The sequence below is a fragment of the Pseudomonas sp. GW821-FHT02A08 genome, assembly GCF_059422045.1.
In genome coordinates this window covers 144,875-169,818 of the sequence record NZ_JBWKWD010000004.1, presented here as the reverse complement: position 1 = coordinate 169,818, position 24,944 = coordinate 144,875, and the positions used below count along the sequence as shown (strand labels likewise).

The window sequence follows — 24,944 nt, the reverse complement described above, 5'->3', positions numbered from 1 at the left end:
CAGCGATTCGATTTAGCGTCGAATAACAATAATTAGGGACGAGAAATGCAACAGCCAGAAAAAGGTTTGAAACGCGGGCTCTCTGCCCGACATATTCGCTTCATGGCGCTGGGGTCGGCGATCGGCACCGGGCTGTTTTATGGATCCGCCTCGGCCATTCAAATGGCCGGGCCTGCGGTACTGCTCGCTTACCTGATCGGTGGCGCGGCGGTGTTCATGGTCATGCGCGCCCTCGGTGAGATGGCGGTGCACAACCCGGTGACCGGCTCTTTCGGCCAGTACGCCAGCACCTACCTGGGGCCGATGGCGGGCTTCGTCCTCGGTTGGACCTACGCATTCGAAATGGTCATCGTCGGCATGGCCGACGTCACGGCATTCGGTATCTACATGGGCTTCTGGTTCCCGGAGGTTTCCCGCTGGATCTGGGTGCTGGGGGTCGTTTCCATCGTCGGCGGCCTGAACCTGTGCAACGTCAAAGTCTTCGGTGAAATGGAGTTCTGGCTGTCGCTGCTCAAGGTTGCGGCCATCGTCGCGATGATCCTGGGTGGTTTCGGCATCATGTGGTTCGGCATCAGCTCGGCCCCTGGCCAGGCGACCGACATCAGCAACCTCTGGAGCCACGGCGGCTTCATGCCCAATGGCATGGGCGGTCTGATCGCTTCGTTCGCGGTGGTGATGTTTGCGTTTGGCGGTATTGAAATCATCGGTGTAACGGCAGGTGAAGCCAAAGACCCGCAGCACGTGCTTCCCCGGGCGATCAATGCCGTACCGTTGCGGATCCTGTTGTTCTACGTGCTGACGATGCTGGTGCTGATGTCGATCTTTCCATGGCAGCAGATCGGTAGCCAGGGCAGCCCGTTCGTGCAGATTTTCGACAAGCTGGGGATCGGCTCGGCGGCCACCATCCTCAATATCGTGGTGATCACGGCGGCGATTTCGGCGATCAACAGTGACATCTTCGGCGCTGGCCGCATGATGTTCGGTCTGGCCCAGCAAGGGCATGCACCCAAGGGCTTCGCCCGCCTGTCGCGCAATGGCGTGCCATGGATGACGGTGGTGGTGATGAGTGCCGCGCTGTTGCTGGGCGTGTTGCTGAACTACCTGATCCCGGAAAACGTGTTCCTGTTGATCGCTTCCATCGCGACCTTTGCCACGGTGTGGGTCTGGCTGATGATTCTGGTGACCCAAGTGGCCATGCGCCGGTCCATGAGCGCCGAGCAGGTTGCGCAACTGAAATTCCCGGTACCGCTCTGGCCTTATGCGCCGGCGGCGGCGATTGCCTTCATGCTGTTCATTTTCGGCGTGCTGGGCTATTTCCCGGACACCCAGGCAGCGCTGATCGTCGGCGTGGTCTGGATCGTGTTGCTGGTACTGGCTTACCTGACGTGGGTGAAACCGGCGGCGGGCCAGGCAGCCCTGGTGACGCAGGATCCTACTTTTTCTCATCGATAACCTAATGGAGGCCACGGATGAAAACTCTCTGGCAACACTGTCACGTCGCAACCATGGCACAAGGCGTCTACTCGATCATCGAGGACGCGGCCATCGTGACGTCAGGAGCGCACATTGAGTGGATCGGCCCGCGCGGTGAGTTGCCGGCGGGCGAGTACCCGGCTGTCAATGATTTGAACGGGGCCTGGGTCACGCCGGGCCTGATCGACTGCCACACTCACACGGTGTTCGGCGGTAACCGTAGCGGCGAATTCGAACAGCGCCTGCAAGGCGTCAGCTACGCGGAAATCGCCGCCAGCGGCGGCGGCATCGCCAGCACCGTGCGCGCCACCCGCGCGGCCAGCGAAGATGAACTGTTCGCCAGTGCCGCCAAACGCCTGAAAAGCCTGATGCGTGATGGCGTCACCAGCATCGAAATCAAGTCCGGCTACGGCCTGGACCTGGCCAACGAGCGCAAGATGCTGCGTGTGGCCCGTCGCCTCGGCGCCGAACTGCCGGTCAGCGTGCGCAGCACCTGCCTGGCGGCTCATGCCTTGCCGCCGGAATACGCCGATCGCGCCGACGACTACATCGATCACATCTGTGCCGACATGCTCCCGGCCCTGGCCGCCGAAGGGCTGGTCGACGCGGTGGACGCGTTCTGCGAGTACCTGGCGTTCTCCCCGGCGCAGGTCGAGCGGGTGTTCATCACCGCCCAGGAACTGGGCTTGCCAGTGAAGCTGCATGCCGAGCAATTGTCGTCGCTGCACGGCTCGAGCCTGGCGGCGCGTTACCACGCGTTGTCCGCCGATCACCTGGAATTCATGACCGAAGACGACGCTATCGCCATGGCCAAGTCCGGCACGGTCGCGGTGCTGTTGCCCGGCGCCTTTTACTTCCTGCGTGAAACCCAATTGCCGCCGATGGAAGCCCTGCGCAAGCATGGTGTGAAAATCGCCATCGCCAGCGACCTCAACCCCGGTACCTCGCCGGCACTGTCGTTGCGCCTGATGCTGAACATGGCTTGCACCTGCTTCCGCATGACCCCGGAAGAAGCCCTCGCCGGCGCGACGATTCATGCCGCCACCGCGCTGGGCATGGCCGACACCCATGGCTCGCTGGAGGTCGGCAAGGTTGCGGATTTCGTCGCCTGGCAAATCGATCGTCCGGCCGACCTGTGTTACTGGCTGGGCGGCGACCTGGAAAAACGCGTCGTGCGCCACGGCGTCGAATCAAGTCTGTAGGAGATCTGTTGTGGATAAGGTTCTGAACTTCAAACAAGGCCGCGTACCGCTGCTGATCAGCATGCCTCACGCCGGCGTGCGCCTGACCCCGGCAGTCGAAGCCGGGTTGATCCCTGACGCGAAAAGCCTGCCGGACACCGACTGGCACATCCCGCAGCTTTACGACTTCGCTGCCGAACTGGGCGCCAGCACCCTGGCCGCCGAGTACTCACGGTTCGTCATTGACCTGAACCGGCCATCCGACGACAAGCCGTTGTACGTGGGCGCGACCACCGGCCTGTACCCGGCTACGTTGTTCGACGGCGTGCCGTTGTTCCGCGAGGGGCTGGAGCCTTCGAAAGAAGAGCGCGCGACCTATCTGGAGCAGATCTGGACGCCGTACCACAGCACCTTGCAGCAAGAACTGGCGCGGATGAAAGCCGAGTTCGGCTACGCGCTGCTGTTCGATGCGCACTCGATCCGCTCGATCATCCCGCACCTGTTCGACGGCAAGCTGCCGGACTTCAACCTCGGCACCTTCAATGGCGCCAGTTGCGATCCACAGCTTGCGACCCGGCTGGAAGCGATCTGCGCGCTTCACGACAATTACACCCATGTACTCAACGGACGCTTCAAGGGCGGGCACATCACCCGCCATTACGGCAATCCGGCCGAGAACATCCACGCGGTGCAACTGGAGCTGGGGCAGTGCACCTACATGGAAGAGTTCGAGCCGTTCCGTTATCGCCCGGACCTGGCGGAACCGACGCGGGTGGTGCTCAAGGAGTTGCTGCAAGGGTTGCTGGCCTGGGGCGAGAAGCACTACAACCGTTAAACCCCGTCGCATAACCCTGTGGGAGCGGGCTTGCTCGCGAAGGCGGTGGATCAGTCGACACTTGTGTTGACAGACACACCGCCTTCGCGAGCAAGCCCGCTCCCACAAGTTATGCGTTCGGCTGGGCAGGACAGTCGCCACCGTGCAAAACACGGTCGCCACAGTTCGCTTTTACCGCTCGTCTGCTGCGTAATGTTCTGGCCACGGTGCACAAAGACACCGCCCCGACAATAATCCGCTGCCGCACGAGAATGCTCTCTATGACAAGCCCCAAAGGTCTGTTCACCCGCTGTCTCTCAATCTTCTGCGGTACCGCTCTGTTGAGCGCCGGCGCCATGGCCGCGGACGACGCCTCCTGCAAATCCGTGCGCATGGGCGTGGTCAACTGGACCGACGTGATCGCCACCAGTGGCATGGCCGATGTGCTGCTCAATGGTCTGGGCTATGAAAGCAAGCAAACCAGCGCCGTGCAGCAGATCATCTTCGCCGGCATCCGCGACAAGCGCCTGGACATCTTCCTCGGTTACTGGAAACCGGCGATGGATAAAAACATCGCTCCCTTCGTGGCGGCCAATCAGGTCAAGGTCATGGACAAACCGAGCCTGGCCGACGCCCAGGCTACTCTCGCAGTCCCTGACTATGTGGCGGCGGCGGGCCTGAAAACCTTTGCCGACATCGCCAGGTTCAAGGACCAACTGGGCGGCAAGATCTACGGCATCGAGCCGGGCAGCGGCGCCAACACCACCATCAAAACCATGATCGAGACCAATCACTTCGGCCTGAAGGACTTCAAACTGATCGAGTCCGGTGAGGCCGGTATGCTCGCCGCCGTACAGCGGGCAGTAAATCGCAAGGAGTTCGTGGTATTCGTCGGCTGGACCCCGCACCCGATGAACATCAACATGAAGATCGACTATCTGACCGGCAGCGAAGACGTGTATGGGCCGAATGAAGGCGCCGCGACCGTTTCCACCGTAACCGCGCCGGATTACGCCGAGCGCTGCCCGAACGTCAATCGATTGCTGGAGAACCTGACGTTCACCGCCGCCCAGGAAAGCCAGTTGATGGTGCCGATCATGGAGCGTCAAACCGCTCAGGATGTCGCGAAAAAGTGGCTGCGCGACCATCCCGAAGACTTGCAGCGCTGGCTGGCGGGTGTCAGCGGTTTCGATGGCAAGGATGGCATCGCCACGGTTCAGGCCAGCCTGAAAAACTGACATCCAACCTGTGGGAGCGGGCTTGCTCGCGAAGGCGGATGGACAGTCGACATAGAGGTTGAATGTGCTGGCCTCTTCGCGAGCAAGCCCGCTCCCACAGGAACCAGGTCTTCCCATGTACCTCTGAAAAGGCTGACACCAGGCTCATGGCTCCTTACCCGCTTTCCGAGCAGATGACGGCATTCGTCGAGAAAACCGTCAGTTTCAACAGTACCGACAGCAGCCTCGCCGGATTGCGCCTGGCCTACAGCGAGATGTGCCGGGCGTTTACTCCGGCACGTCCCGTCGGGTTGTATGTGGTCGATTTCGAGTTGTCCGGCGTTGCTGTCCGTTCCTATCAGCCACCGGCCAGTGGAGCATCGTGCATCGTTTACCTGCATGGCGGCGGCTGGGTGGTGGGGGACCTGGACTCCCACGATTTCATCTGTGCCGAATTGGCATCGGCACTCGGTGTGCTGGTGATCGCCGTCGATTATCGCCGGGCACCGGAGCATCCGTTCCCCGCCGCGTTCGATGATTGCCTGAAGGTCTGGCGGGCGCTGCGCACCGGGCCGTTTCAACTCGATCCGGAGCGCATGCTGGTGGCCGGTGACAGTGCCGGTGGCAATCTCGCAGCAGCGTTGTGCCTGGCACTGCGCGATGCCGGCGAGCCGTTGCCCTGCGCGCAGGTTCTGATCTATCCGGGGTTGGGCGGCGATCACCGGCTGCCATCGCGCAGTGAGTGCGTCGACGCGCCCTTACTCAGCAGCAGTGACGTCGATTGCTATCACGCCCTTTACCTGCGGGGCACCCGCCATCCGACTGCCTACGCCATGCCATTGCTCGCCACGGATTTCAGGGGATTGCCACCGGCATGGATCGCCGTGGCGCAATTCGACCCGTTGCGTGATGACGGCGTGCGGTATGCCGAGCGACTGAACGCTGCGGGCGGGGCTGCCACGCTGTATGTCGGCGAGGGCCTGGTCCATGGCTGTTTGCGGGCCCGCGGGCAGGTGGCCGAGGTCGATGCGCTGTACGAAACCTTGTTTGGTTATCTTGCGGAAAAACTCTGACTTCGCGCGGGCATGCTCATTGACGTAAATCGGGTTTATGATGCCGGACGGCAGAATAATAGAAGTCCCCCCAGGGATGACCTCGACCCCTTACGGAGTGCGCAATGCAGACTTTGTACCCGCAGATCAAACCCTACGCCCGGCACGATCTGGCCGTCGATGCGACCCACACCCTGTATGTCGACGAAAGTGGTTCACCGGAAGGTTTGCCGGTGGTGTTCATCCACGGCGGCCCCGGTGCCGGATGTGATGCCCAGAGTCGTTGCTTCTTCGATCCCAACCTCTATCGCATTGTCACCTTCGACCAGCGCGGCTGTGGTCGCTCCACGCCCCATGCCAGTCTGGAAAACAACACCACCTGGGATCTGGTCGCCGACCTCGAGCGGATTCGCCAGCACCTGGGCATCGACAAATGGGTGCTGTTTGGCGGCTCCTGGGGGTCGACCCTGGCGCTGGCCTACGCGCAAACCCATCCTGAGCGGGTACATGGCCTGATCCTGCGTGGGATCTTTCTCTGCCGTCCGCAGGAAATCGAATGGTTCTACCAGGCCGGCGCCAGCCGTCTGTTCCCCGATTACTGGCAGGACTACATCGCGCCGATCCCGCTGGACGAGCGCGACGACTTGCTCACCGCGTTCCACAAGCGGCTGGTCGGCAACGACCAGATAGCCCAGATGCACGCGGCCAAGGCCTGGTCCACCTGGGAGGGACGCACCGCGACCCTGCGTCCCAACCCGCTGGTAGTCGACCGTTTCTCCGAGCCACAACGTGCGTTGTCGATTGCCCGCATCGAATGCCACTACTTCAGCAACCACGCCTTCCTGGAGCAGAACCAGCTGATCCGCGACATGGGCAAGATCGCCCATTTGCCCGGCGTGATCATCCATGGTCGATATGACGTGATCTGCCCGCTGGATAACGCCTGGGAATTGCATCAGGCCTGGCCGAACAGCGAACTGCAGGTCATCCGCGATGCCGGTCATGCCGCTTCCGAGCCTGGCATCACCGACGCGCTGGTCCGCGCCGCCAATCAGATGGCCCGGCGTCTGCTCGACCTGCCGCCTGAAGAAGCATGAAGGGCCTGCTGCAACGGGTGCGCGGCGCGCGAGTCGAAGTCGCGGGCGAGATCGTGGGCGCCGTCGATCAGGGATTGCTGGTCCTGGTAGCCGTCGAGCCCGACGATACGCGGGCCAGCGCCGACAAACTTCTTAATAAACTGCTTAACTATCGGGTATTCAGCGACACTGAGGGCAAGATGAATCTGTCCCTGGCGGATGTGGGCGGCGGGTTGCTGCTGGTCTCTCAGTTCACCCTGGCTGCCGATACCAAAAGCGGGCTGCGTCCGGGTTTTTCCACCGCGGCTCCTCCGGCGCTGGGCGAGGAGCTGTTCGACTATCTATTAAGCAAAGCGAAACAGGTGCATGGCACTGTGGCATCAGGTAGATTCGGCGCGGATATGCAGGTGCACCTGGTCAATGATGGCCCGGTAACCTTCCTGTTACAGACCTGAAAGCGTTTGAAACAAGTTTTTACGTTCATTTCGACTGAAAACAGGGCTTTTTCGCGATAAATACTTTGTTACCCCTGATGCGTTGTAACGCGGCCTACTAGATAATCCCGCGCTACGGGGATCAGCGTTCGTTGGTCCATTTTGACTTAGGTAGAGACTTGTCCGGATCCGATTGGGGAATCATTTCGCCCCAGCGGAGTCGGAACAATGCTCGCCAACTTGGCAAGAGTGGTTTGCAAGGGCGGTTTTTTCATGCCGTACACCGTGCAGGCCCTTTAACTGGCCGTTGGTTTTTTGATCTGTTTTCGGCGAGGGTTGCTCGTGATTGTTAGTCCCTGTAACGCACCAAAATTGTCTGCCAAACGGTTACGCAGCGCCCTGGTAGCGGGCTCTGCACTGCTCTGCCTGCTCAGCGCCGGTCAGCTTTGGGCATTCAGTCTGGATGATGTATCGGCCAAGGCAAAAGAGCTGGCCGCGCAGAAATACGAAGCGCCGCGCAGTAACCTGCCGAACGAGTTCCGCGACATGAAATTCGCGGACTATCAGAAAATTCGTTTTCTGACGGAAAAAGCCGAGTGGGCTGATCAGAAGACGCCGTTCAAGCTGTCCTTCTATCACCAGGGCATGCATTTCGATACGCCGGTGAAAATCAACGAAATCACCGCGAACACCGTCGAAGAGATCAAGTACGATCCGAGTCGTTTCGACTTCGGCGACATGCAGTTCGATCCCAAGGCCACCGAACAACTGGGTTATGCCGGTTTCCGTGTGCTGTACCCGATCAACAAGGCCGACAAGCAAGACGAAATCATGACCATGCTCGGCGCGAGCTACTTCCGCGTCGTCGGCAAGGGTCACGTCTATGGTTTGTCCGCTCGCGGCATGGCGCTTGATACCGCCTTGCCGTCCGGCGAAGAATTCCCGCGTTTTCGCGAATTCTGGATTCAGCAGCCCAAGCCAGGCGACAAGCACCTGGTGATCTTCGCCCTGCTGGACTCTCCTCGTGCCACCGGCGCCTATCGCCTGACCCTGCGTCCGGGCAGCGACACCATCGTCGACGTCAAGGCGCAGATGTTCCTGCGTGACAAGGTCGGCAAGCTGGGTATCGCCCCGTTGACCAGCATGTTCCTGTTCGGCGCCAACCAGCCGTCGAAAGTACTGAACTACCGTCGCGAACTGCACGACTCCAGCGGCCTGGCGATCCATGCCGGCAACGGCGAGTGGATCTGGCGTCCGCTGAACAATCCGAAACACCTGGCCGTGAGCAACTTCAGCGTGGAAAACCCGCGCGGCTTCGGTCTGCTGCAACGTGGCCGCGATTTCAGCCACTATGAAGACCTCGACGACCGCTACGACAAGCGTCCAAGCGCCTGGATCGAGCCGAAGGGTGACTGGGGCAAGGGTACCGTCGACCTGGTCGAAATTCCGACCGCCGACGAAACCAACGACAATATCGTTGCCTTCTGGAACCCGGAAAAATTGCCGGAACCTGGCCAGCCGCTCGATGTCGCTTATCGTATGCACTGGACCATGGATGAAGACTCGATTCACGCGCCAGACAGCGCCTGGGTCAAACAGACCCTGCGTTCCACCGGTGACGTCAAACAGTCCAACCTGATTCGTCAGCCGGACGGCAGCGTTGCCTACCTGGTGGATTTCGAAGGCCCGTCCCTGGCTGCATTGCCGGCCGATGCGGACGTTCGCAGCCAGGTCAGCGTCGGCGACAACGCCGAACTGGTGGAAAATAGCGTGCGCTACAACCCTGAAACCAAGGGCTGGCGCCTGACCTTGCGGATGAAGATCAAGGATCCGGGCAAATCCACCGAGATGCGTGCCGCACTGGTGCAGAACATCGTGCCGGCGGACCTGGCCAAGACTTCGATTCCGTCGTCGAACTCGTCGGTTGCCAAGGCCGACAAGGTTGCCGCCAAGCAACAAGAGAAAGCGGACAAGGAAGCCAGGCAAGCGGAGGCCAAGCAGGCCGAAGCCAAGCCTGTTGCAGATGCCAAGGACAAGGCCAATAAAGACGCCAAGCAGCCTGCCGCTGCCGACGCGGCCCCAGCCACACCGGAATCGGCCCCGACTGAAGAAGTCCTGACCGAGACCTGGAGCTATCAGTTGCCTGCCGATGAGTAACTCACAAGTACGGCCAGAAACTCTTTCCGAGTATCTGGCGCATCTGCCGATGACCGACGAGCAGCGCGCGGAACTCGCGGGCTGCCAGTCCTTCAGCGAATTGCATGAACGCCTGTCATCGTCGACGTTCGACGCCCCGACCGAAGCCGCCCAGGCTTCGGTGGGCAAACGCCTGACCCTGAGCACTGCCGAAGAGCTGCAGGACGCGGAAATGCTGGTGCTCGACACCAACGGCCGGGTCTGCCTCAAGGCGACCCCGCCGATCCGGCGGACCAAGGTCGTGCCGGAGCCGTGGCGCACCAATATTCTGGTGCGTGGCTGGCGCCGGATGACCGGTCGTACCAACCCGCCGAAGCCGCCGAAGGACGAACGTGTATTGCCGGCCGCGCGCTGGCGTACCGTGGGTTCGATCCGTCGCTACATTCTGTTGTTGCTGATGCTCGGCCAGACCGTCGTCGCCGGCTGGTACATGAAAGGCATCATGCCGTACCAGGGCTGGTCGTTCGTCGACCTCAACGAAGTGCTGCACCAACCGCTGCTGCAAACCGCCACGCAAGTGCTGCCGTACGCATTGCAGACCAGCATCCTGATCCTGTTCGGGATTCTGTTCTGCTGGGTGTCGGCCGGTTTCTGGACCGCGCTGATGGGCTTCCTCGAATTGCTGACCGGTCACGATAAATACCGTATCTCCGGTAAAAGTGCCGGCAACGAGCCGATTCCAAAGGATGCGCGCACCGCCCTGGTGATGCCGATCTGCAACGAAGACGTGCCACGGGTATTCGCCGGCCTGCGGGCGACCTTCGAGTCGGTGGCGGCCACGGGTGACCTGGACCGCTTCGACTTCTTCGTCCTCAGTGACAGTAACGACGCCGATATCTGTGTCGCCGAGCAACAGGCCTGGCTGGACGTCTGTCGTGAAGCCGGGGGCTTTGGCAAGATCTTCTATCGCCGTCGTCGCCGTCGCGTTAAGCGTAAAAGCGGCAACCTCGACGACTTCTGTCGTCGCTGGGGCGGTGACTACAAGTACATGGTCGTACTCGACGCCGACTCCGTGATGAGCGGTGAGTGCCTGACCAGTCTGGTACGCCTGATGGAAGCCACGCCGGACGCCGGGATCATCCAGACCGCGCCGCGGGCGTCGGGCATGGACACCCTGTATGCGCGCATGCAGCAGTTCGCCACTCGCGTGTATGGCCCGCTGTTCACCGCCGGCCTGCACTTCTGGCAACTGGGCGAATCGCACTACTGGGGCCACAACGCAATCATCCGCATGAAGCCGTTCATCGACCACTGCGCCTTGGCGCCGTTGCCGGGTAAAGGCGCGTTCTCCGGCTCGATCCTGTCCCACGACTTCGTTGAAGCCGCGTTGATGCGCCGTGCAGGCTGGGGCGTGTGGATTGCCTACGACTTGCCAGGCAGCTATGAAGAACTGCCGCCAAACCTGCTGGACGAACTCAAGCGTGACCGTCGCTGGTGCCACGGTAACCTGATGAACTTCCGCCTGTTCCTGGTCAAGGGCATGCACCCGGTGCACCGCGCGGTGTTCCTGACCGGCGTGATGTCCTATCTGTCGGCGCCGTTGTGGTTCTTCTTCCTGGTGCTGTCGACCGCGCTGCTGGCGGTCAACACGCTGATGGAGCCGCAGTACTTCCTCGAGCCGCGTCAGCTCTATCCGTTGTGGCCTCAATGGCACCCGGACAAGGCGATTGCGCTGTTCTCGACCACCATCGTGCTGCTGTTCCTGCCGAAGCTGCTGAGCATCATCCTGATCTGGGCCAAGGGCGCGAAAGAGTTCGGCGGCAAGTTCAAGGTGACCCTGTCGATGTTGCTGGAGATGCTGTTCTCCATGCTGCTGGCGCCGGTGCGGATGATCTTCCACACCCGTTTCGTCCTCGCCGCGTTCCTCGGTTGGGCCGCGACCTGGAACTCGCCGCAACGTGACGACGACTCCACGCCGTGGAGCGAAGCGGTCAAGCGCCACGGCCCGCAAACCCTGCTGGGCTTCTTCTGGGCCATGCTGGTGATCTGGCTGAACCCGAGCTTCCTGTGGTGGCTGGTGCCGATCGTCGGTTCGTTGATGCTGTCGATTCCCGTCTCGGTGATCTCCAGCCGCGTCGGCCTTGGCCTCAAATCCCGCGACGAGAGCCTGTTCCTGATCCCTGAGGAATACAATCCGCCGCAGGCCTTGCTGGCAACCGACCAGTACACCCACGAAAACCGCTGGCACGCGCTGAACGACGGCTTCGTCCGTTCGGTGGTCGATCCACAGCAGAACGCCCTGGCGTGCTCGCTGGCGACTTCCCGGCACAATCAGGCCGAGCCGATCGAATGGCTGCGGATCGAGCGGGTTCGCCACGCGATGAAAGTCGGACCGGAAGGCCTGACCAACAACGAGCGTGTGCAGTTGTTGAGCGATCCGGTGGCCTTGGCTCGCCTGCATGAGCAGGTCTGGTCTGAAGGGCATGCCGAGTGGCTCGGTGCATGGCGCAAGTCGGTCAAGGCTGATCCCCATGCGCCACTGCTGCCGCTTAAGCCGTTGAGTGTGCAACCTCAGATGGCGTAATGAAAAAACCCGCGAAAGCGGGTTTTTTTATGGCTTGAAGTTTGTTCTTGAGCTTGCACCAGACTCTGTAATGGCAGCGTCTGGTCGATCGCTTTCGCGGGCAAGCCCGCTCCCACAGGGGGCCGCATTCCAATGTGGGAGCGGGCTTGCCCGCGAAGGCATCACCTCGGTCCTGAGTAAACCGAGGCATGCGGATCACCTCAAACCCTGAACTTGCCCACCAGCATCTGCAAATGCGTCCCCAACCGTGCCAGCTCAACGCTGGAGGCTGCGGTCTCTTCACTGGCTGCCGAAGTCTGATCCGACACATCCCGCACATTCAGCACGCTACGATTGATCTCTTCGGCCACGGCGCTTTGCTGTTCGGCAGCCGCGGCGATCTGCTGGTTCATCGCCTGGATCGCCGACACCGTGCGGGTAATGCTTTCCAGTGAGCCACCGGCGCGGCGGGTCAGTTCGACGCTGCTGTCGGTCAGGGTGCGGCTGTTGTCCATGATGGTCGCCACTTGCCGGGTGCCGTTTTGCAGGCCGACGATCAGCTCTTCGATCTCTTCGGTGGACTTCTGGGTGCGCTGGGCCAGGCTGCGGACTTCGTCGGCGACCACGGCAAAACCACGTCCGGCTTCACCGGCGCGGGCGGCTTCGATGGCGGCGTTGAGGGCCAGCAGGTTGGTTTGCTGTGCAACGGATTTGATGACGTCGAGTACGCTGCCGATCTTGTCGCTTTCGCGCTTGAGTTCGCCCATGGCCTCGGTGGAGTGGCCGACTTCCTTGGCCAGGCGCTCGATCTGGGCGATGGCTTCACCGACCACTTTATCGCCCTCGCGTGCCTGCTGGTCGGCGGCGACGGCGGCTTCGGAAGCTTCTTCGGCGTTGCGCGCAACTTCCTGCACGGTGGCGGCCATTTCGTTCATGGCGGTGGCGACCTGATCGGTCTCGACCTTCTGGCTGTTGACCCCGGCGCTGGTCTGCTCGGTGACTGCAGACAACTCTTCGGCGGCACTGGCGATCTGCGTGACGCCATCGCTGATGCCGCCGATCAGCTCGCGAAGGCCTTGGGTCATGCTTTGCATGGCACGCTGCAACTGGCCGAGTTCGTCGCGGCGCTGCGACGTCAGGTTATGGGTCAGGTCGCCGCTGGCGACGCGCTGGGCCACGACCAGGGTCTGGTTCAACGGAATGATGATCTGCCGGGTGATCGCCCAGGCGGCCAGCAGGCCGAAGGCGATGGCCAGCACGGTAGCGAGGGTCAGCATGTTCTTGGCGTGGGCGGCGTCGGTGTCACGCACGACGGTTTGCGAGACGGTGAGTTTCTGGCTCATGTCCAACAGGGTTTCGCCTTGGGCGGACATGCGTGCCAGGGCCTTGGCGCTGGCCACCTGGGAGTCGCGGAACTGGCTGACGGCGGCGCGATAGGCCTTCAGCGAGTCAGTTGCCTGTTGCAGGTTGGCGATGTGTTCTTCAGGCAGTTTGGCCGGCAGGCTCTCGAGGTTCTTCAGGGCGTTGTCGATCGCGTCGAGGGCTGGCTGTTCGGCTTCGCTCTTGCCGCTGTAGGTGTAGCCGCGAACCTGGAAGCGCGCCTGCTGGATCAGTTTGCTCAGGTCGATGACGCTGTTGAACGCCGCCACGCTGTCACTTTGCAGCATGGATTTTTCCACTTCGGCGACGCGGGCCACAGCGTTGTCGGCGGTGGCGCCGAGTTTGCTGCGGGCGTCTTCACGATGGGCGCCGGCCTGGGTCATGTCGTTGAAGGCGCGACGGTATTCGGCGACAGCAGCCAGTTGTTGATCGACCATGGCCGTGTCAGCCGGTTGCTCGATCAGGCCGCGGGCGGTCTGCAGGCCGCTTTCGAGCTTGCCCAGCAGATCGTTGACGGCGCCCGGACCTTGTTCGCCGCGACGCATCTCGTAGTCCAGGCGTGCAATGCGCAAGTCCTTGGTCAGGTCGTTGAGACTGGCGATGAACCCCAGTTTATCGCCACGGCTGGTCACGTCGCTCAGGCCGCTCCAGCCGGTAAAGGTGATCAGCAGGGTGAGTAACAGCACCAGGCCGAAGCCGATCCCCAGCTTGCGTTTGACGCTGACGTTTCCCAGATTTTCGGCTAGCCATTGGTACATGCTGAAACTCCCTGGACCGCAATTTGGTTTTATGGAGACTGTATCGGCAGGCTGGCGACATTCTGTAGATGTCGGGGGGGACGCTTTCCTTGTAGCAGCTGGCGAAGCCTGCGTTCGGCTGCGAAGCAGTCGTCTATACGCTGTACTCGGTCAACCAGAATGACTGAGGTGCCGGGTTTTGCGGCTGCTTCGCAGCCGAACGCAGGCTTCGCCAGCTGCTACGGGTTATGCGTAGTTAGAAAAGGCGTGCCAGCAGCGCGGTCACGGCGGTTTCAACGCGCAAGATGCGCTCGCCCAGTTGCACCGGTTGCAGGCCGGACTTGCCCAGCAGGTCGATCTCGTAGGGAATCCAGCCACCTTCGGGGCCGATGGCCAGGGTCACCGGTTCGCTGAGGGCACGAGGGCAGGGCGGGTAATTGCCCGGATGCCCCACCAGGCCGAGGGTGCCTTCGGTGATCGCGGGCAGACGGTCTTCGACGAAGGGCTTGAAGCGCTTTTCGATCACGACTTCCGGCAGCACGCTGTCCCGGGCCTGTTCGAGGCCGAGGATCAACTGCTCGCGAATCGCCTCAGGCTCCAGGAACGGGGTCTGCCAGAAGCTCTTCTCGACGCGATAGCTGTTGACCAGCACGATACGCGGCACACCCATGGCCGCCACCGTCTGGAACACCCTACGCAGCATCTTGGGGCGCGGCAGGGCCAATACCAGGGTCAATGGCAGCTTGGCCGGTGGTGGCTGGTCGAGGGTGACGCGCAATTCCGCTTCGTCGGCGTCCAGGCGCAGCACTTCAGCCGAGCCCATCAAGCCGCCGATCCGCCCGACGCGCATGCTGTCACCGACTTCGCAGCGGTGGACTTCCTGCATGTGCGTCAAGCGGCGATCACGCAGGACCGCGCGGTCGGCCGCAATGAAATCGGCCTCTTCAAGGAGCAGCAGGTTCACGCTTGGGTCGCTGGCGGCTGGTCGTTATGGTCGTCAGCCGGTTGGTCGTCCGGATGCTCGCCACGCTTGCTGATCAGGCTGCCAAACAGGATGCCGATCTCGAACAACAGCCACATCGGCACGGCCAGCAGGGTCTGCGAGAAGATGTCCGGCGGCGTCAGGATCATGCCGACCACGAAGCAGCCGATGATCACGTACGGGCGGATCTTCTTCAGGTATTTGACGTCGACCACGCCGATCCACACCAGCAGCACCACGGCCACCGGAATTTCGAACGCCACGCCAAAGGCAAAGAACAGCGTCATGACGAAATCGAGGTAGCTGGTGATGTCGGTCATCATTTCCACGCCGGCCGGGGTGGCGGAGGCGAAGAACTTGAAGATCAGCGGGAACACCAGGAAATAGGCGAATGCCATGCCGGCGTAGAACAGAAAGATGCTGGAGACCAGCAAAGGCACGGCGATGCGCTTTTCATGCTTGTACAGGCCCGGGGCGATGAAACCCCAGATCTGGTGCAGGATCACCGGGATGGCCAGGAACAGCGAGACCATCATCGTCAGCTTCAGTGGCGTCAGGAACGGCGACGACACGTCGGTGGCAATCATCGTCGCGCCGGCGGGCAGGTACGCGCGCAGCGGCGTGGAGACGAAGGTGTAGATCTGCTGGGTGAAGGCGAACAGGCCGGCGAAGATGATGAAAATCGCCGCTACGCAGCGCAGCAGTCGGGTACGCAACTCGGTGAGGTGCGAAACCAGCGGCATGTGCTGGTCGTTTTCTGGGAGATCGCTCATGGGGCTCGCGGCGGCAGTGTTGGGTCATGAGGGGCCGGCGCAACGGGCGCAGCCGCAGGTGTAACGGGTTCAACCGGAGTGGTTGCAGCAACAATCGGCGCAGGCTCGACAGCCGCAACAGCAGGCGTTGTCGCGGCAGCGGGGGCAGGCGCATGAATCGTCTGCGCACCCACATGCTCGACCGGCGTCGGCTCCTGCTGGGTCGGCGTGAAGATTTTCCGCGCCTCCTGCTCAAGCGACAGGATGTGTTCGTTGTGCAGTTGCCGACGAATTTCGTCGGCACCGATTTCACGTTCAACTTCCTGTTTTATCGCGTTGAAGCTGCGCTTCAGGCGCCCGACCCACAGGCCGGCGGTGCGCGCAGCGCCCGGCAAGCGCTCGGGGCCCAGCACCAGCAGGGCGACGAGACCGACGAGCAGCAGTTCAGAGAAGCTGATACCAAACATTAGTCTGCGCTCACACGTCTTTGCGGATCGGCTCTTCGACTTTCTGTGCCTGCACGTCGATGGTGTGCGGCTGGTTTACAGAGGCCTGGGGCTGCACCGGTGGAACCGGTTGGGCCGGGGTCGCATTCGGGTCGGCCGGCTTTTCGTCGTCGTTCATGGCTTTCTTGAAGCCTTTGATCGATTCGCCGACGTCGGTGCCGAGATTTTTCAGTTTCTTGGTGCCGAACACCAGTACCACTACAACCAGGATGACGATCCAGTGTTTCCAGTCAAAAATGCCCATGCTGCTGCTCCTCTCTAATAGTTATTCAGGCGGACGGGCGCGAGGCTTTCTCGGCGTGTCCGGAGAGACCGAAACGACGGTCCAGTTCATCGAGTACAGCCTGTGGATGCTGCCCCAATTGGGCGAGCATGACCATGCTGTGGAACCACAAATCGGCGGTTTCGTAGATCACATCGCTGCAGTCGCCGCTGACGGCGGCGTCCTTGGCGGCAATGATGGTCTCGACCGACTCTTCGCCGACTTTTTCCAGAATCTTGTTCAAGCCCTTGTGGTACAGGCTGGCGACGTACGAACTGTCGGCGGCGGCGCCTTTGCGCTCTTCGAGTACCTCGGCGAGGCGGGTGAGAGTGTCACTCATGTTTGTGCCCTGCGGAATAGATGGCGTGCGGATCTTTCAGGACCGGGTCGACAGTTGTCCAGTCGCCGTTCTCATAGACGCGGTAGAAGCAGCTCTGGCGGCCGGTATGGCAGGCGATGTCGCCGATCTGCTCGACCATCAGGATGATGACGTCGGCGTCACAGTCCAGGCGCATCTCGTGCAGGGTCTGCACATGGCCGGACTCTTCGCCCTTGCGCCACAGCTTGCCACGGGACCGAGACCAGTAAATGGCGCGGTTCTCGGCAGCGGTCAATTCCAGTGCTTCGCGGTTCATCCAGGCCATCATCAGGACGCGCCCGGTCTTGTGATCCTGGGCGATGGCCGGCACCAGGCCGTCAGCGTCCCACTTGATCTCGTCCAGCCAGTTTTTCATCTTCGACTCCGACAGCGAGCTCCACACTTCAATAGTCGAGCTCAGGCGTTCAAACAGTGTGCCAGTCGTTCACACAACTGGCTATCGGCGCACGACCAGATACAAACCGACCGCCATCATGATTCCCGCTGGCCAATAGGCCAACTGATTCAGCGGTCCGCCCGCGGCAAGGACGGCGCCACCGGCCAGATGGGCCGTGCCGAGCAGGCGCAGGAACCAGTCATCACGGCGTCGGTGCCACGATGGCGGCGGGTTGAGGGCGTGGGGTTGGGACATGCGTTCGAGCAGGTCGCGGGCCATGTTGGCCAGGTGCGGAATCTGTTCAAACTGGCTGTGCACGTTGCCGAGCAGGGCTTTGGGACTGACCCGCTCACGCATCCAGCGCTCGAGGAATGGTTGCGCGGTGTTCCACAGGTCGAGATCCGGGTACAGCTGACGGCCCAAGCCTTCGATGTTCAACAGGGTTTTTTGCAGCAGAACCAGCTGTGGCTGCACTTCCATGTTGAAGCGGCGCGCGGTCTGGAACAGGCGCATCAGCACCTGGCCGAAGGAAATATCTTTTAACGGTTTTTCGAAGATCGGCTCGCACACGGTACGGATCGCCGCTTCGAATTCGTTGAGTTTGGTTTCCGCCGGGACCCAGCCCGAATCGATGTGCAACTGCGCCACGCGACGGTAATCGCGCTTGAAGAAGGCGAACAGGTTGCGCGCCAGGTAATCCTGGTCTTCCGGGGTCAGGCTGCCGACGATGCCGCAGTCGATCGCAATGTACTGCGGGCTCCACGGATTCACGGTGCTGACGAAAATGTTGCCGGGGTGCATGTCGGCGTGGAAGAAGCTGTCGCGGAACACCTGGGTGAAGAAAATCTCCACGCCACGCTCGGCGAGCATTTTCATGTCGGTGCGCTGGTCGGCCAGGGTCGCCAGATCGGTGACCTGAATACCGTAGATGCGCTCCATCACCAACACTTTCGGCCGGCACCAGTCCCAATAGACTTGCGGTACGTACAGCAGCGGCGAGCCGTCGAAGTTGCGCTTCAACTGACTGGCGTTGGCCGCCTCGCGCAACAGGTCAAGTTCGTCGTAGATGGTTTTTTCGTAATCGCTGACCACGTCCACCGGGTGCAGCAGGCGCGCATCGGCCGAGAGTTTTTCGGCGGCGCGGGCGAGGATGAACAACCACGCCAAGTCCTGGGCGATCACCGGTTTGAGGCCCGGGCGGATCACCTTGACCACCACTTCTTCGCCGGTTTTCAGTTGCGCGGCATGCACCTGCGCCACCGAGGCCGAGGCCAGCGGTTCGACGTCGAAACGGCTGAACACTTCGCTGATTTTCTTGCCCAGCTGTTCTTCGATCAGCTTCACCGACACTTGCGAGTCGAACGGCGGAACGCGGTCCTGCAGTTTCATCAGTTCATCGGCGATGTCTTCGGGCAGCAGGTCGCGGCGAGTGGACAGGATCTGCCCGAACTTGATGAAAATCGGCCCCAGGTCCTGCAACGCCAGGCGCAGGCGCGCGCCACGGCTCAGGTCCAGGGGCTTGCGCGGAAACCAGCGCCATGGCAAGGCATAACGCAGTGCCCGCAAGAACCAGGGCAGTGGCAGGGCGAACAGCAGGTCATCGAGGCGGTAGCGGATCACGACGCGCTGGATGCGCAATAAACGGCGGACGGCAAGCAGCTTCATGCGTTATCGCTTGGGTCGAGGGATCGGGAAAGGCGCTCGAAACGCGCCTCGAGACGTTCAAGATCGAGCTTGATCTGGTCCAGTTCACTGAATCGGGCTTCGGCTTCGCGCTGACCGACAAGGGTGCGCGATTCTTCGGCCAGGTATTCGCCCAGGTTCTGGCCCAGGCTGGCAAAGCCTTGCTGATACCAGCGGGCGCGGCTGCGCAGGTGACCGCCGACCAGTTGCGTGGCCACCGGGCCCAGCCAGCGCGAGAGTTCGTACTCCCAGTCCAGCTCCAGGTCCTGGAGGATCGCCGCCAGTTCCAGCAGCACGCCGCTGTCACCGTCGAGTTCGACTTCAGGAGCATGCAGAACGGAGGTCTTGTCCTTGCTCATGGCCAGTTTCAGCAGGCTCGAGGCCGGTGCACGCAAGGTGCAGTCGGCGCCGGTTTCCCACTGGGAGGCGAGCATCAGGCCTTCGTCGCTGGGCAGGATGAACAGTTGCAGCGCCGGGCTGCGGCAATCGACGGCAATCACTTTGCCGGTCAAGTGCGCCAGCCGCGGCAGCGCCGTGCTGTCGAGACGCAGCACCCGGTTCAGGCCGAGTTCAACGCTGGCGAGCAGGCCGGCGAGCAGCATCAGGGCTTGATGCCGCGGTGCAGGGCAACGATGCCTGCGGTCATGTTGTGATAGGTCACGCGGTCGAAACCGGCCTCTACCATCATCGACTTCAGGGTTTCCTGGTTCGGGTGCATACGGATCGATTCGGCCAGGTAGCGATAGCTTTCCGAGTCGTTGGTGATCAGCTTGCCCATCAGCGGCATGAAGGCGAACGAGTAGGCGTCGTAGGCCTTGGACATCAGCGCGTTGGTCGGCTTGGAGAACTCCAGCACCAACAAGCGGCCGCCAGGCTTGAGCACGCGCAGCATCGAGCGCAGGGCGTCTTCCTTGTGGGTTACGTTGCGCAAGCCGAAGGCGATGGTCACGCAGTCGAAATGGTTGTCCGGGAACGGCAGTTTTTCCGCGTCGGCCTGGACGAATTCGACGTTGCCGGACACACCGAGGTCCAGCAGGCGGTCACGACCGACCTTGAGCATGGATTCGTTGATGTCGGCCAACACGACCTGGCCGGTCGGGCCTACCAGATGCGAGAACTTGCGGGTCAGGTCACCAGTACCGCCGGCGATGTCCAGCACGCGGTTACCGGTGCGCACGCCCGACAGTTCGATCGCAAAACGCTTCCACAGACGGTGCATGCCGCCCGACAGAAGGTCGTTCATCAGGTCGTACTTGGCGGCTACCGAGTGGAAAACCTCAGCGACTTTTTCCGCTTTCTGGCTTTCCGGAACGTTTTTGAAGCCGAAGTGAGTGGTGGGTTCGGCATCGCTGCCTTTGCGCTGATCAGTCATATCGCTGTCACCAAAAGAGAATGCGCGACATTCTAATCCCCAAGGCATGCTTTGTCTTGGCAAGGCTGAAGGTAAGATGGGCAACCATCGGGACGTTTTGACGCAGCAGAGGTCAAGATGCCTCGGGAAAGCATCCATAAAGCAGGAGTCATTCGATGGCCCGTATTAGTGTTGAACGTGCCCATGGCCTGGGTAAGGAAGCGGCTCGCGAAAAGGCCGACAAGCTGGCGCAGAAACTTTCCGACCAGTATGGCCTGGAGCCGCAGTGGTCCGGCGATACCCTGAACCTCAAGCGCTCGGGTGTGAAGGGCGCGGTGCATGTCAGTGAAGATTCGATCAGGGTCGACGTGGAACTGGGCCTGATGATGTCGGCCATGAGCGGCATGATCAAGGCGGAAATCGAGAAGGCCCTCGATAAAGCCCTGGTCTGATTTCCCCTTGAAATGAGATCCCCTGTGGGAGCGGGCTTGCTCGCGAAAGCGGTGTGTCAGTTGATGAAAGTTTCACTGACACACCGCTTTCGCGAGCAAGCCCGCTCCCACATTTTGGTTTGTGGTGTGACCAAGGCTTTATGTCAGTTGTTAGGGTGCCGTTTCTAATTTTTCTCCCTACTTTGTGCCAGAGCCCGACACTTACCCGGGCAGTTCCTCAAACCTTCTGCGCGTGAGGTGCACCATGGCCAAAGTTATTTTGAAGAAAAAAATCGACCCGTCGACCGGCACACTGGGCGACGTCAAATCCTATGCCCGCAAGATCTGGCTGGCAGGCCTGGGTGCCTACACCAAGGTTGGCCAAGAGGGCAGCGAATACTTTCAAGAGCTGATCAAGGCTGGTCAGGTTGTTGAAAAGAAAGGCAAAAAGGTAGTTGCCGAGAAGCTTGAAGCGGCCAATGCCGAGATCGATGAAGCCAAGAGTGAAGTCAGCACTTTCAAAGGCCGTGTCGAAGTTCAACTCGACAAGGTCGAGAAGGCGTTCGACACGCGTGTCGCAAGTGCCTTGAATCGTATCGGTATTCCGTCTAAACATGACGTTGAGACACTCTCTGCTAAGCTCGATGAGCTGACGGCATTGCTCGAACGTGTCGCGCGTAAATCTTAAGGAGAACGGGATGGCTGTTAAAAAGAAAACCGAAAAAGAAGGCAGCTCGTGGATCGGGAAGGTTGAAGATTACTCCCGAAAAATCTGGCTGGCTGGTTTAGGCGTGTACTCGAAGATCGACACTGACGGCAGCAAACTCTTCGATGCATTGGTCAAGGACGGCGAGAAAGCCGAGAAGCTCACCAAGAGCGCTGTTGGCAAGACTGTCGACGCCGCCAAGGACTCTGCTTCTTCGGCCAAATCGCGTATCAGCGGCGTGAAAGATCGGGCGCTGGGCAAGTGGGATGAGCTGGAAGGCGCTTTCGACAAGCGTCTGAACAGCGCCATTTCGCGTCTGGGCGTACCGAGCCGCAACGAAGTCAAGGCACTGCACAGCAAGGTCGAAACACTGACCAAGCAAATCGAAAAACTGACCGGTGCCAAGGTTGCGCCTGTTGCGGCGAAAACCGCAGCGGCCAAGCCTGCTGCCAAACCGGCCGCCAAAACTGCAGCCAAGCCACTGGCAAAAGCAGCGGCTAAACCTGCTGCCAAGCCTGCGGCTAAAACTGCAGCCGCCAAACCGGCCGCGGCCAAACCAGCGGCCAAGCCGGTTGCTGCAAAAGCCGCCGCTAAGCCGGCCGCCAAGCCTGCAGCGAAAACTGCAGCGGCCAAGCCAGCAGCCAAGCCTGCTGCGGCGAAAAAACCAGCGGTGAAAAAGCCGGCAGCTCCAAAAGCCGCCGCGCCAAAGCCAGCAGTGGCAGCTGCCAAACCGGCAACGCCGGCAGCTCCGGTAAGCGCATCGAACTCCGCTGCCGCGCCAACCCCTGCTGTCACCCCGACTGTCGCGCCGGCTCCATCGACGCCAACCAGTCAGTCCTGATTTTCAGGGCTCAAGAAAACGCCCGGCCTTCACAGGTCGGGCGTTTTTGTTTGTGAGTGCATCCTGGAACACGACAGAGATCCCCTGTGGGAGCGGGCTTGCTCGCGAAAGCGGTGTGTCAGTGAAATTTCTATCAACTGATACACCGCTTTCGTCGGATCGCCGCCCGGAGCAAGCCCGCTCCCACAGGGGATAGTTGTGCTCAGGATTACTCGTGGTCTTCCAGATACTCCATTGCCATCTGTTCGGTCGCAGCCTTCATCGATGGCAGCAGGTGCGGCGCAACCAGCATCATGATCTGGTAAACCACCAATCGTACCTCGCCCTGACGATCAAGAATCCGTTGGTAGTCCAGCGAGAACAGCAGCGTCATGGTGATCTGCTCCACCAGTTGCCCCAGTGCCTGGGTATCGCTGACCAGCAGCCCTTGCGCCTGCAATCGTGCCAGCAGCGACGCCAGTGTGCGCTTGAGTGCATTGAGCAGGTTGCGAATGCCCTTGGCCAGTTTCGGCAGGCGCCCGGCGAGGTTCGACAGGTCCTGGAACAGGAACCGGTAATGGGACAGGCGTTCGACGATCAGGTGCAGGAACAGCCAGTATTCTTCGGGCGCCAGTTCAGCATCGGCCGGTGGATCGAGCAAGGGCGCCAGTTCGCTCTGAAAGCGTTCGAATAGCCCGAGAATCAGCGGTTCCTTGCCGTGGAAGTGGTAGTAGAGGTTGCCCGGGCTGATGCCCATTTCATTGGCAACTTCCATGGTGGAGACATTCGGTTCGCCCTTTTGGTTGAACAACTGCAGGGCACATTCGAGGATCCGGTCGCGGGTTTTCATCCAGTCTTCTTAATGATCGGGTCTTGCCACGGCCGACAGCGGCCGTGGCTCGTTGAACGTCAGCGCACGCGCACGTAAGTACCGGGTGCTGCCTCCATCGGTGGATAGTTCTGGTTGCCGAGGGCCATGTGGGTTTCCTTCTGCGCGCCGGAACGTTCCTGAATCCAGCTCAGCCATTGGGTCCACCAGCTGCCGTCGACACGCTTGGCGTCGTAGTACCAGGCACGGGGGTCGCTGCTCAGTTTGCCGTTCTCGACGTAGTTGGCTTTCGGGTTGCTCGGCGGGTTGAGGATGCTCTGCACATGGCCGCTGTTGGACAGCACGAAGCGCCGCTCGCCACCAAGCAACAACGTCGAGCGATACACCGCGTCCCACGGGGTGATGTGATCGTTGATGCCGGCGACGCTGAAGCTGTCGACGGTGACCTTCTGCAAATCGATCGGCGTGCCACACACTTCCAGGCCGCCCGGGTGGGTCAACGGGTTGTGCTTGAAGAAGTCCAGCAGGTCGCCATGCAGGGCGGCCGGCAGGCGCGTGTTGTCGTTGTTCCAGTAGAGAATGTCGAACGCCGGTGGCTCCTTGCCCAACAGGTAGTTGTTGACGAAGTAGCTCCAGATCAAATCGTTGGGGCGCATCCAGGCGAAGACCTTGGCCATATCGCGGCCGTCCAGTACACCTTTCTGATAGGAGCGGCGCTTGGCGGCTTCCAGGGTCTGTTCGTCGGCGAACAGCGTTGCGGGGCTGTCCATCTGGCTGTCGAGCAGGCTCACCAGGTAAGTCGCGCTGGACACCCTGCGCAGCTGCCGCTTGGCCTGCAAGTGACCCTGCAACGCGGCAATGGTCAGCCCGCCGGCGCAGGCGCCCATCAGGTTGACCTCCCGTGCACCGGTGATCGCCCGGCAGACATTCATGGCCTCTTCCACGGCTTCCACGTAGGTCGAGAGCCCCCATTCGCGGTGACGCACATCCGGATTGCGCCAACTGATCATGAAGGTTTGCAGGCCGTTTTTCAGGGCGTACTGGACGAAGCTATTGTGGGGGCTCAGGTCGAAAATGTAGTACTTGTTGATTTGCGGCGGCACCACCAACAGGGGCTTGGAATACTGTTTTTCGCTCATCGGCTTGTACTGGATCAACTCCAGCAGCTCGTTGCGAAACACCACGGCACCGGTGGTGGTAGCGACCGTCTTGCCGACCTCGAACGCTTGCTTGGTGACTTGCCGGGGCAGGCCATCGTTGTGCAGCAGATCGTCCACCAAATGGCTGATGCCACGCACCAGGCTGTTGCCGCCGGAATTGAACAGCTCCTTGACCGCCAGTGGATTGAGCAGGGTGTTGGAGGGCGATACGGCATCGTTGAGCAGGGCGAAAGCGAAGTGGGCGCGGGCGCGATCGTCCGGGCTCATGTTGCTCTCGTCGATCCAGCTCTTGACCTGTTTCTGCCAGCTCAGATAGGCCTGCAGGCTGCGCCGGTAAAACGGGTTGAGGCTCCACGCCGGATCGGCGAAGCGAGCGTCCTGCGGGCTGGTCGGGTGAAGGGTTTCGCCCAGCAGCACACGGCCCAGCTGGCCGCCGAGTTTGAGGGCATGTCGGGCGCTGTGCACCGGATTGCGCAAGCCGTGGGCGGCCACACTGCGCAGGGTCGACAGCAGATCTCGGCCGCGCAGGCCGGTAATCGCACTCTGTGCATTGATGAACGCGGCGGGAGTCGGTAAGGAATCCCTCGCTGGTTTCTCGCGCATGAGTCAACACTCCTTCGTCTTCAGGCCAAAAACAAACACAG

General features: G+C 61.1%; 24 protein-coding genes and 1 pseudogene. 12 read left to right on the top strand and 13 right to left on the bottom strand.

Going from position 1 to position 24,944, the window contains the following annotated elements; genetic code table 11:
* The first annotated feature begins 45 nt into the window (after nucleotides 1-45).
* The 9 genes from AC07W4_RS04985 to mdoH all read left to right on the top strand — a co-directional run bounded on the left by AC07W4_RS04985 (nucleotide 46) and on the right by mdoH (nucleotide 11,967).
* A complete protein-coding gene (locus tag AC07W4_RS04985; RefSeq protein WP_495031713.1) occupies nucleotides 46-1,452 on the top strand; it encodes an amino acid permease in 1,407 nt (468 codons plus the stop codon).
* 17 nt (nucleotides 1,453-1,469) lie between these two features.
* Entirely contained in the window at nucleotides 1,470-2,675 is a 1,206-nt protein-coding gene (hutI, locus tag AC07W4_RS04980) for an imidazolonepropionase (RefSeq protein ID WP_495031712.1), read from the top strand.
* A gap of 10 nt (nucleotides 2,676-2,685) precedes the next feature.
* The gene (gene hutG / locus AC07W4_RS04975; RefSeq protein ID WP_495031711.1) at nucleotides 2,686-3,489 is read left to right on the top strand and encodes an N-formylglutamate deformylase; all 804 of its coding nucleotides are present in this window, start codon (nucleotides 2,686-2,688) and stop codon (nucleotides 3,487-3,489) included.
* A 260-nt stretch (nucleotides 3,490-3,749) separates the two neighbouring features.
* On the top strand, nucleotides 3,750-4,706 hold the full coding sequence (locus AC07W4_RS04970) for a choline ABC transporter substrate-binding protein (protein ID WP_495031710.1): 957 nt from the start codon (nucleotides 3,750-3,752) through the stop codon (nucleotides 4,704-4,706).
* Nucleotides 4,707-4,852: 146 nt separating this feature from the next.
* Nucleotides 4,853-5,758 carry an alpha/beta hydrolase gene (locus tag AC07W4_RS04965; protein WP_495031709.1) on the top strand — a complete coding sequence of 302 codons (906 nt, stop codon included), beginning with the start codon at nucleotides 4,853-4,855 and terminating at the stop codon, nucleotides 5,756-5,758.
* A gap of 104 nt (nucleotides 5,759-5,862) precedes the next feature.
* Entirely contained in the window at nucleotides 5,863-6,834 is a 972-nt protein-coding gene (pip, locus tag AC07W4_RS04960; RefSeq protein ID WP_008047805.1) for a prolyl aminopeptidase, read from the top strand.
* A complete protein-coding gene (gene dtd, locus AC07W4_RS04955) occupies nucleotides 6,831-7,268 on the top strand; it encodes a D-aminoacyl-tRNA deacylase (protein ID WP_495031708.1) in 438 nt (145 codons plus the stop codon). The genes pip and dtd overlap by 4 nt, the downstream gene beginning before the upstream one ends.
* A 321-nt stretch (nucleotides 7,269-7,589) precedes the next feature.
* Entirely contained in the window at nucleotides 7,590-9,404 is a 1,815-nt protein-coding gene (locus AC07W4_RS04950) for a glucan biosynthesis protein G (RefSeq protein ID WP_495031707.1), read from the top strand.
* The gene (gene mdoH / locus AC07W4_RS04945) at nucleotides 9,397-11,967 is read left to right on the top strand and encodes a glucans biosynthesis glucosyltransferase MdoH (RefSeq protein ID WP_495031706.1); all 2,571 of its coding nucleotides are present in this window, start codon (nucleotides 9,397-9,399) and stop codon (nucleotides 11,965-11,967) included. The genes AC07W4_RS04950 and mdoH overlap by 8 nt, the downstream gene beginning before the upstream one ends.
* A 200-nt stretch (nucleotides 11,968-12,167) precedes the next feature.
* On the opposite strand, the gene AC07W4_RS04940 is transcribed toward mdoH, so the two are convergent.
* From AC07W4_RS04940 to ubiE, 11 genes and pseudogenes are all read right to left on the bottom strand, one after another.
* On the bottom strand, nucleotides 12,168-12,881 hold the full coding sequence (locus tag AC07W4_RS04940) for a methyl-accepting chemotaxis protein (RefSeq protein WP_495031741.1): 714 nt from the start codon (nucleotides 12,879-12,881) through the stop codon (nucleotides 12,168-12,170).
* Nucleotides 12,882-13,022: 141 nt separating this feature from the next.
* Nucleotides 13,023-14,084, bottom strand: a pseudogene (locus AC07W4_RS04935) (methyl-accepting chemotaxis protein); the annotation flags it as partial.
* A gap of 235 nt (nucleotides 14,085-14,319) precedes the next feature.
* Nucleotides 14,320-15,027, bottom strand: coding sequence for a 16S rRNA (uracil(1498)-N(3))-methyltransferase (locus AC07W4_RS04930; protein ID WP_008047816.1), 708 nt, complete (start codon nucleotides 15,025-15,027; stop codon nucleotides 14,320-14,322).
* Nucleotides 15,024-15,818 carry a twin-arginine translocase subunit TatC gene (gene tatC / locus AC07W4_RS04925; RefSeq protein WP_007989278.1) on the bottom strand — a complete coding sequence of 265 codons (795 nt, stop codon included), beginning with the start codon at nucleotides 15,816-15,818 and terminating at the stop codon, nucleotides 15,024-15,026. Before tatC ends, AC07W4_RS04930 begins: the two co-directional genes overlap by 4 nt.
* The gene (gene tatB / locus AC07W4_RS04920) at nucleotides 15,815-16,264 is read right to left on the bottom strand and encodes a Sec-independent protein translocase protein TatB (protein WP_008047818.1); all 450 of its coding nucleotides are present in this window, start codon (nucleotides 16,262-16,264) and stop codon (nucleotides 15,815-15,817) included. The genes tatC and tatB overlap by 4 nt, the downstream gene beginning before the upstream one ends.
* A 10-nt stretch (nucleotides 16,265-16,274) precedes the next feature.
* Nucleotides 16,275-16,547, bottom strand: a complete 273-nt coding sequence (locus AC07W4_RS04915; RefSeq protein WP_007989280.1) for a twin-arginine translocase TatA/TatE family subunit — start codon at nucleotides 16,545-16,547, stop codon at nucleotides 16,275-16,277.
* A 25-nt stretch (nucleotides 16,548-16,572) separates the two neighbouring features.
* Entirely contained in the window at nucleotides 16,573-16,905 is a 333-nt protein-coding gene (locus tag AC07W4_RS04910; protein ID WP_007975564.1) for a phosphoribosyl-ATP diphosphatase, read from the bottom strand.
* Complete coding sequence (gene hisI / locus AC07W4_RS04905) at nucleotides 16,898-17,299, bottom strand: phosphoribosyl-AMP cyclohydrolase (protein ID WP_007989281.1); 402 nt, start codon at nucleotides 17,297-17,299, stop codon at nucleotides 16,898-16,900. Before hisI ends, AC07W4_RS04910 begins: the two co-directional genes overlap by 8 nt.
* Before the next feature lie 81 nt (nucleotides 17,300-17,380).
* On the bottom strand, nucleotides 17,381-18,985 hold the full coding sequence (gene ubiB, locus AC07W4_RS04900) for a ubiquinone biosynthesis regulatory protein kinase UbiB (protein WP_095942345.1): 1,605 nt from the start codon (nucleotides 18,983-18,985) through the stop codon (nucleotides 17,381-17,383).
* Entirely contained in the window at nucleotides 18,982-19,605 is a 624-nt protein-coding gene (locus tag AC07W4_RS04895) for a ubiquinone biosynthesis accessory factor UbiJ (protein ID WP_150717341.1), read from the bottom strand. The genes ubiB and AC07W4_RS04895 overlap by 4 nt, the downstream gene beginning before the upstream one ends.
* A complete protein-coding gene (gene ubiE, locus AC07W4_RS04890) occupies nucleotides 19,605-20,375 on the bottom strand; it encodes a bifunctional demethylmenaquinone methyltransferase/2-methoxy-6-polyprenyl-1,4-benzoquinol methylase UbiE (protein ID WP_008005057.1) in 771 nt (256 codons plus the stop codon). The genes AC07W4_RS04895 and ubiE overlap by 1 nt, the downstream gene beginning before the upstream one ends.
* 155 nt (nucleotides 20,376-20,530) lie before the next feature.
* Between ubiE and AC07W4_RS04885 the strand changes: the two genes are divergently transcribed.
* The 3 genes from AC07W4_RS04885 (at nucleotide 20,531) to AC07W4_RS04875 (ending at nucleotide 22,332) form a co-directional block, all read left to right on the top strand.
* Entirely contained in the window at nucleotides 20,531-20,806 is a 276-nt protein-coding gene (locus AC07W4_RS04885) for a polyhydroxyalkanoic acid system family protein (RefSeq protein WP_008047826.1), read from the top strand.
* 244 nt (nucleotides 20,807-21,050) lie between these two features.
* Complete coding sequence (locus AC07W4_RS04880) at nucleotides 21,051-21,473, top strand: phasin family protein (protein WP_008047828.1); 423 nt, start codon at nucleotides 21,051-21,053, stop codon at nucleotides 21,471-21,473.
* Nucleotides 21,474-21,483: 10 nt separating this feature from the next.
* Nucleotides 21,484-22,332 carry a phasin family protein gene (locus AC07W4_RS04875; protein WP_495031705.1) on the top strand — a complete coding sequence of 283 codons (849 nt, stop codon included), beginning with the start codon at nucleotides 21,484-21,486 and terminating at the stop codon, nucleotides 22,330-22,332.
* Between the two features lie 208 nt (nucleotides 22,333-22,540).
* On the opposite strand, the gene AC07W4_RS04870 is transcribed toward AC07W4_RS04875, so the two are convergent.
* A complete protein-coding gene (locus AC07W4_RS04870) occupies nucleotides 22,541-23,161 on the bottom strand; it encodes a TetR/AcrR family transcriptional regulator (RefSeq protein WP_008047831.1) in 621 nt (206 codons plus the stop codon).
* Nucleotides 23,162-23,220: 59 nt separating this feature from the next.
* Nucleotides 23,221-24,903: a class II poly(R)-hydroxyalkanoic acid synthase gene (gene phaC, locus AC07W4_RS04865; protein WP_008047833.1), complete on the bottom strand. Its 1,683-nt coding sequence runs from the start codon at nucleotides 24,901-24,903 to the stop codon at nucleotides 23,221-23,223.
* Between the last annotated feature and the right edge of the window lie 41 nt (nucleotides 24,904-24,944).

Excerpts from the sequence above, each read along its gene's own strand:
- AC07W4_RS04985 (WP_495031713.1), top strand. The coding sequence starts at position 46 with ATGCAACAGCCAGAAAAAGGTTTGAAACGCGGGCTCTCTGCCCGACAT.
- hutI (WP_495031712.1), top strand. The coding sequence starts at position 1,470 with ATGAAAACTCTCTGGCAACACTGTCACGTCGCAACCATGGCACAAGGC.
- AC07W4_RS04970 (WP_495031710.1), top strand. The coding sequence starts at position 3,750 with ATGACAAGCCCCAAAGGTCTGTTCACCCGCTGTCTCTCAATCTTCTGC.
- AC07W4_RS04965 (WP_495031709.1), top strand. The coding sequence starts at position 4,853 with ATGGCTCCTTACCCGCTTTCCGAGCAGATGACGGCATTCGTCGAGAAA.
- pip (WP_008047805.1), top strand. The coding sequence starts at position 5,863 with ATGCAGACTTTGTACCCGCAGATCAAACCCTACGCCCGGCACGATCTG.
- dtd (WP_495031708.1), top strand. The coding sequence starts at position 6,831 with ATGAAGGGCCTGCTGCAACGGGTGCGCGGCGCGCGAGTCGAAGTCGCG.
- mdoH (WP_495031706.1), top strand. The coding sequence starts at position 9,397 with ATGAGTAACTCACAAGTACGGCCAGAAACTCTTTCCGAGTATCTGGCG.
- AC07W4_RS04940 (WP_495031741.1), bottom strand. The coding sequence starts at position 12,881 with ATGAACGAAATGGCCGCCACCGTGCAGGAAGTTGCGCGCAACGCCGAA.
- tatC (WP_007989278.1), bottom strand. The coding sequence starts at position 15,818 with ATGAGCGATCTCCCAGAAAACGACCAGCACATGCCGCTGGTTTCGCAC.
- tatB (WP_008047818.1), bottom strand. The coding sequence starts at position 16,264 with ATGTTTGGTATCAGCTTCTCTGAACTGCTGCTCGTCGGTCTCGTCGCC.
- AC07W4_RS04915 (WP_007989280.1), bottom strand. The coding sequence starts at position 16,547 with ATGGGCATTTTTGACTGGAAACACTGGATCGTCATCCTGGTTGTAGTG.
- AC07W4_RS04910 (WP_007975564.1), bottom strand. The coding sequence starts at position 16,905 with ATGAGTGACACTCTCACCCGCCTCGCCGAGGTACTCGAAGAGCGCAAA.
- hisI (WP_007989281.1), bottom strand. The coding sequence starts at position 17,299 with ATGAAAAACTGGCTGGACGAGATCAAGTGGGACGCTGACGGCCTGGTG.
- ubiB (WP_095942345.1), bottom strand. The coding sequence starts at position 18,985 with ATGAAGCTGCTTGCCGTCCGCCGTTTATTGCGCATCCAGCGCGTCGTG.
- AC07W4_RS04895 (WP_150717341.1), bottom strand. The coding sequence starts at position 19,605 with ATGCTGCTCGCCGGCCTGCTCGCCAGCGTTGAACTCGGCCTGAACCGG.
- ubiE (WP_008005057.1), bottom strand. The coding sequence starts at position 20,375 with ATGACTGATCAGCGCAAAGGCAGCGATGCCGAACCCACCACTCACTTC.
- AC07W4_RS04885 (WP_008047826.1), top strand. The coding sequence starts at position 20,531 with ATGGCCCGTATTAGTGTTGAACGTGCCCATGGCCTGGGTAAGGAAGCG.
- AC07W4_RS04880 (WP_008047828.1), top strand. The coding sequence starts at position 21,051 with ATGGCCAAAGTTATTTTGAAGAAAAAAATCGACCCGTCGACCGGCACA.
- AC07W4_RS04875 (WP_495031705.1), top strand. The coding sequence starts at position 21,484 with ATGGCTGTTAAAAAGAAAACCGAAAAAGAAGGCAGCTCGTGGATCGGG.
- AC07W4_RS04870 (WP_008047831.1), bottom strand. The coding sequence starts at position 23,161 with ATGAAAACCCGCGACCGGATCCTCGAATGTGCCCTGCAGTTGTTCAAC.
- phaC (WP_008047833.1), bottom strand. The coding sequence starts at position 24,903 with ATGCGCGAGAAACCAGCGAGGGATTCCTTACCGACTCCCGCCGCGTTC.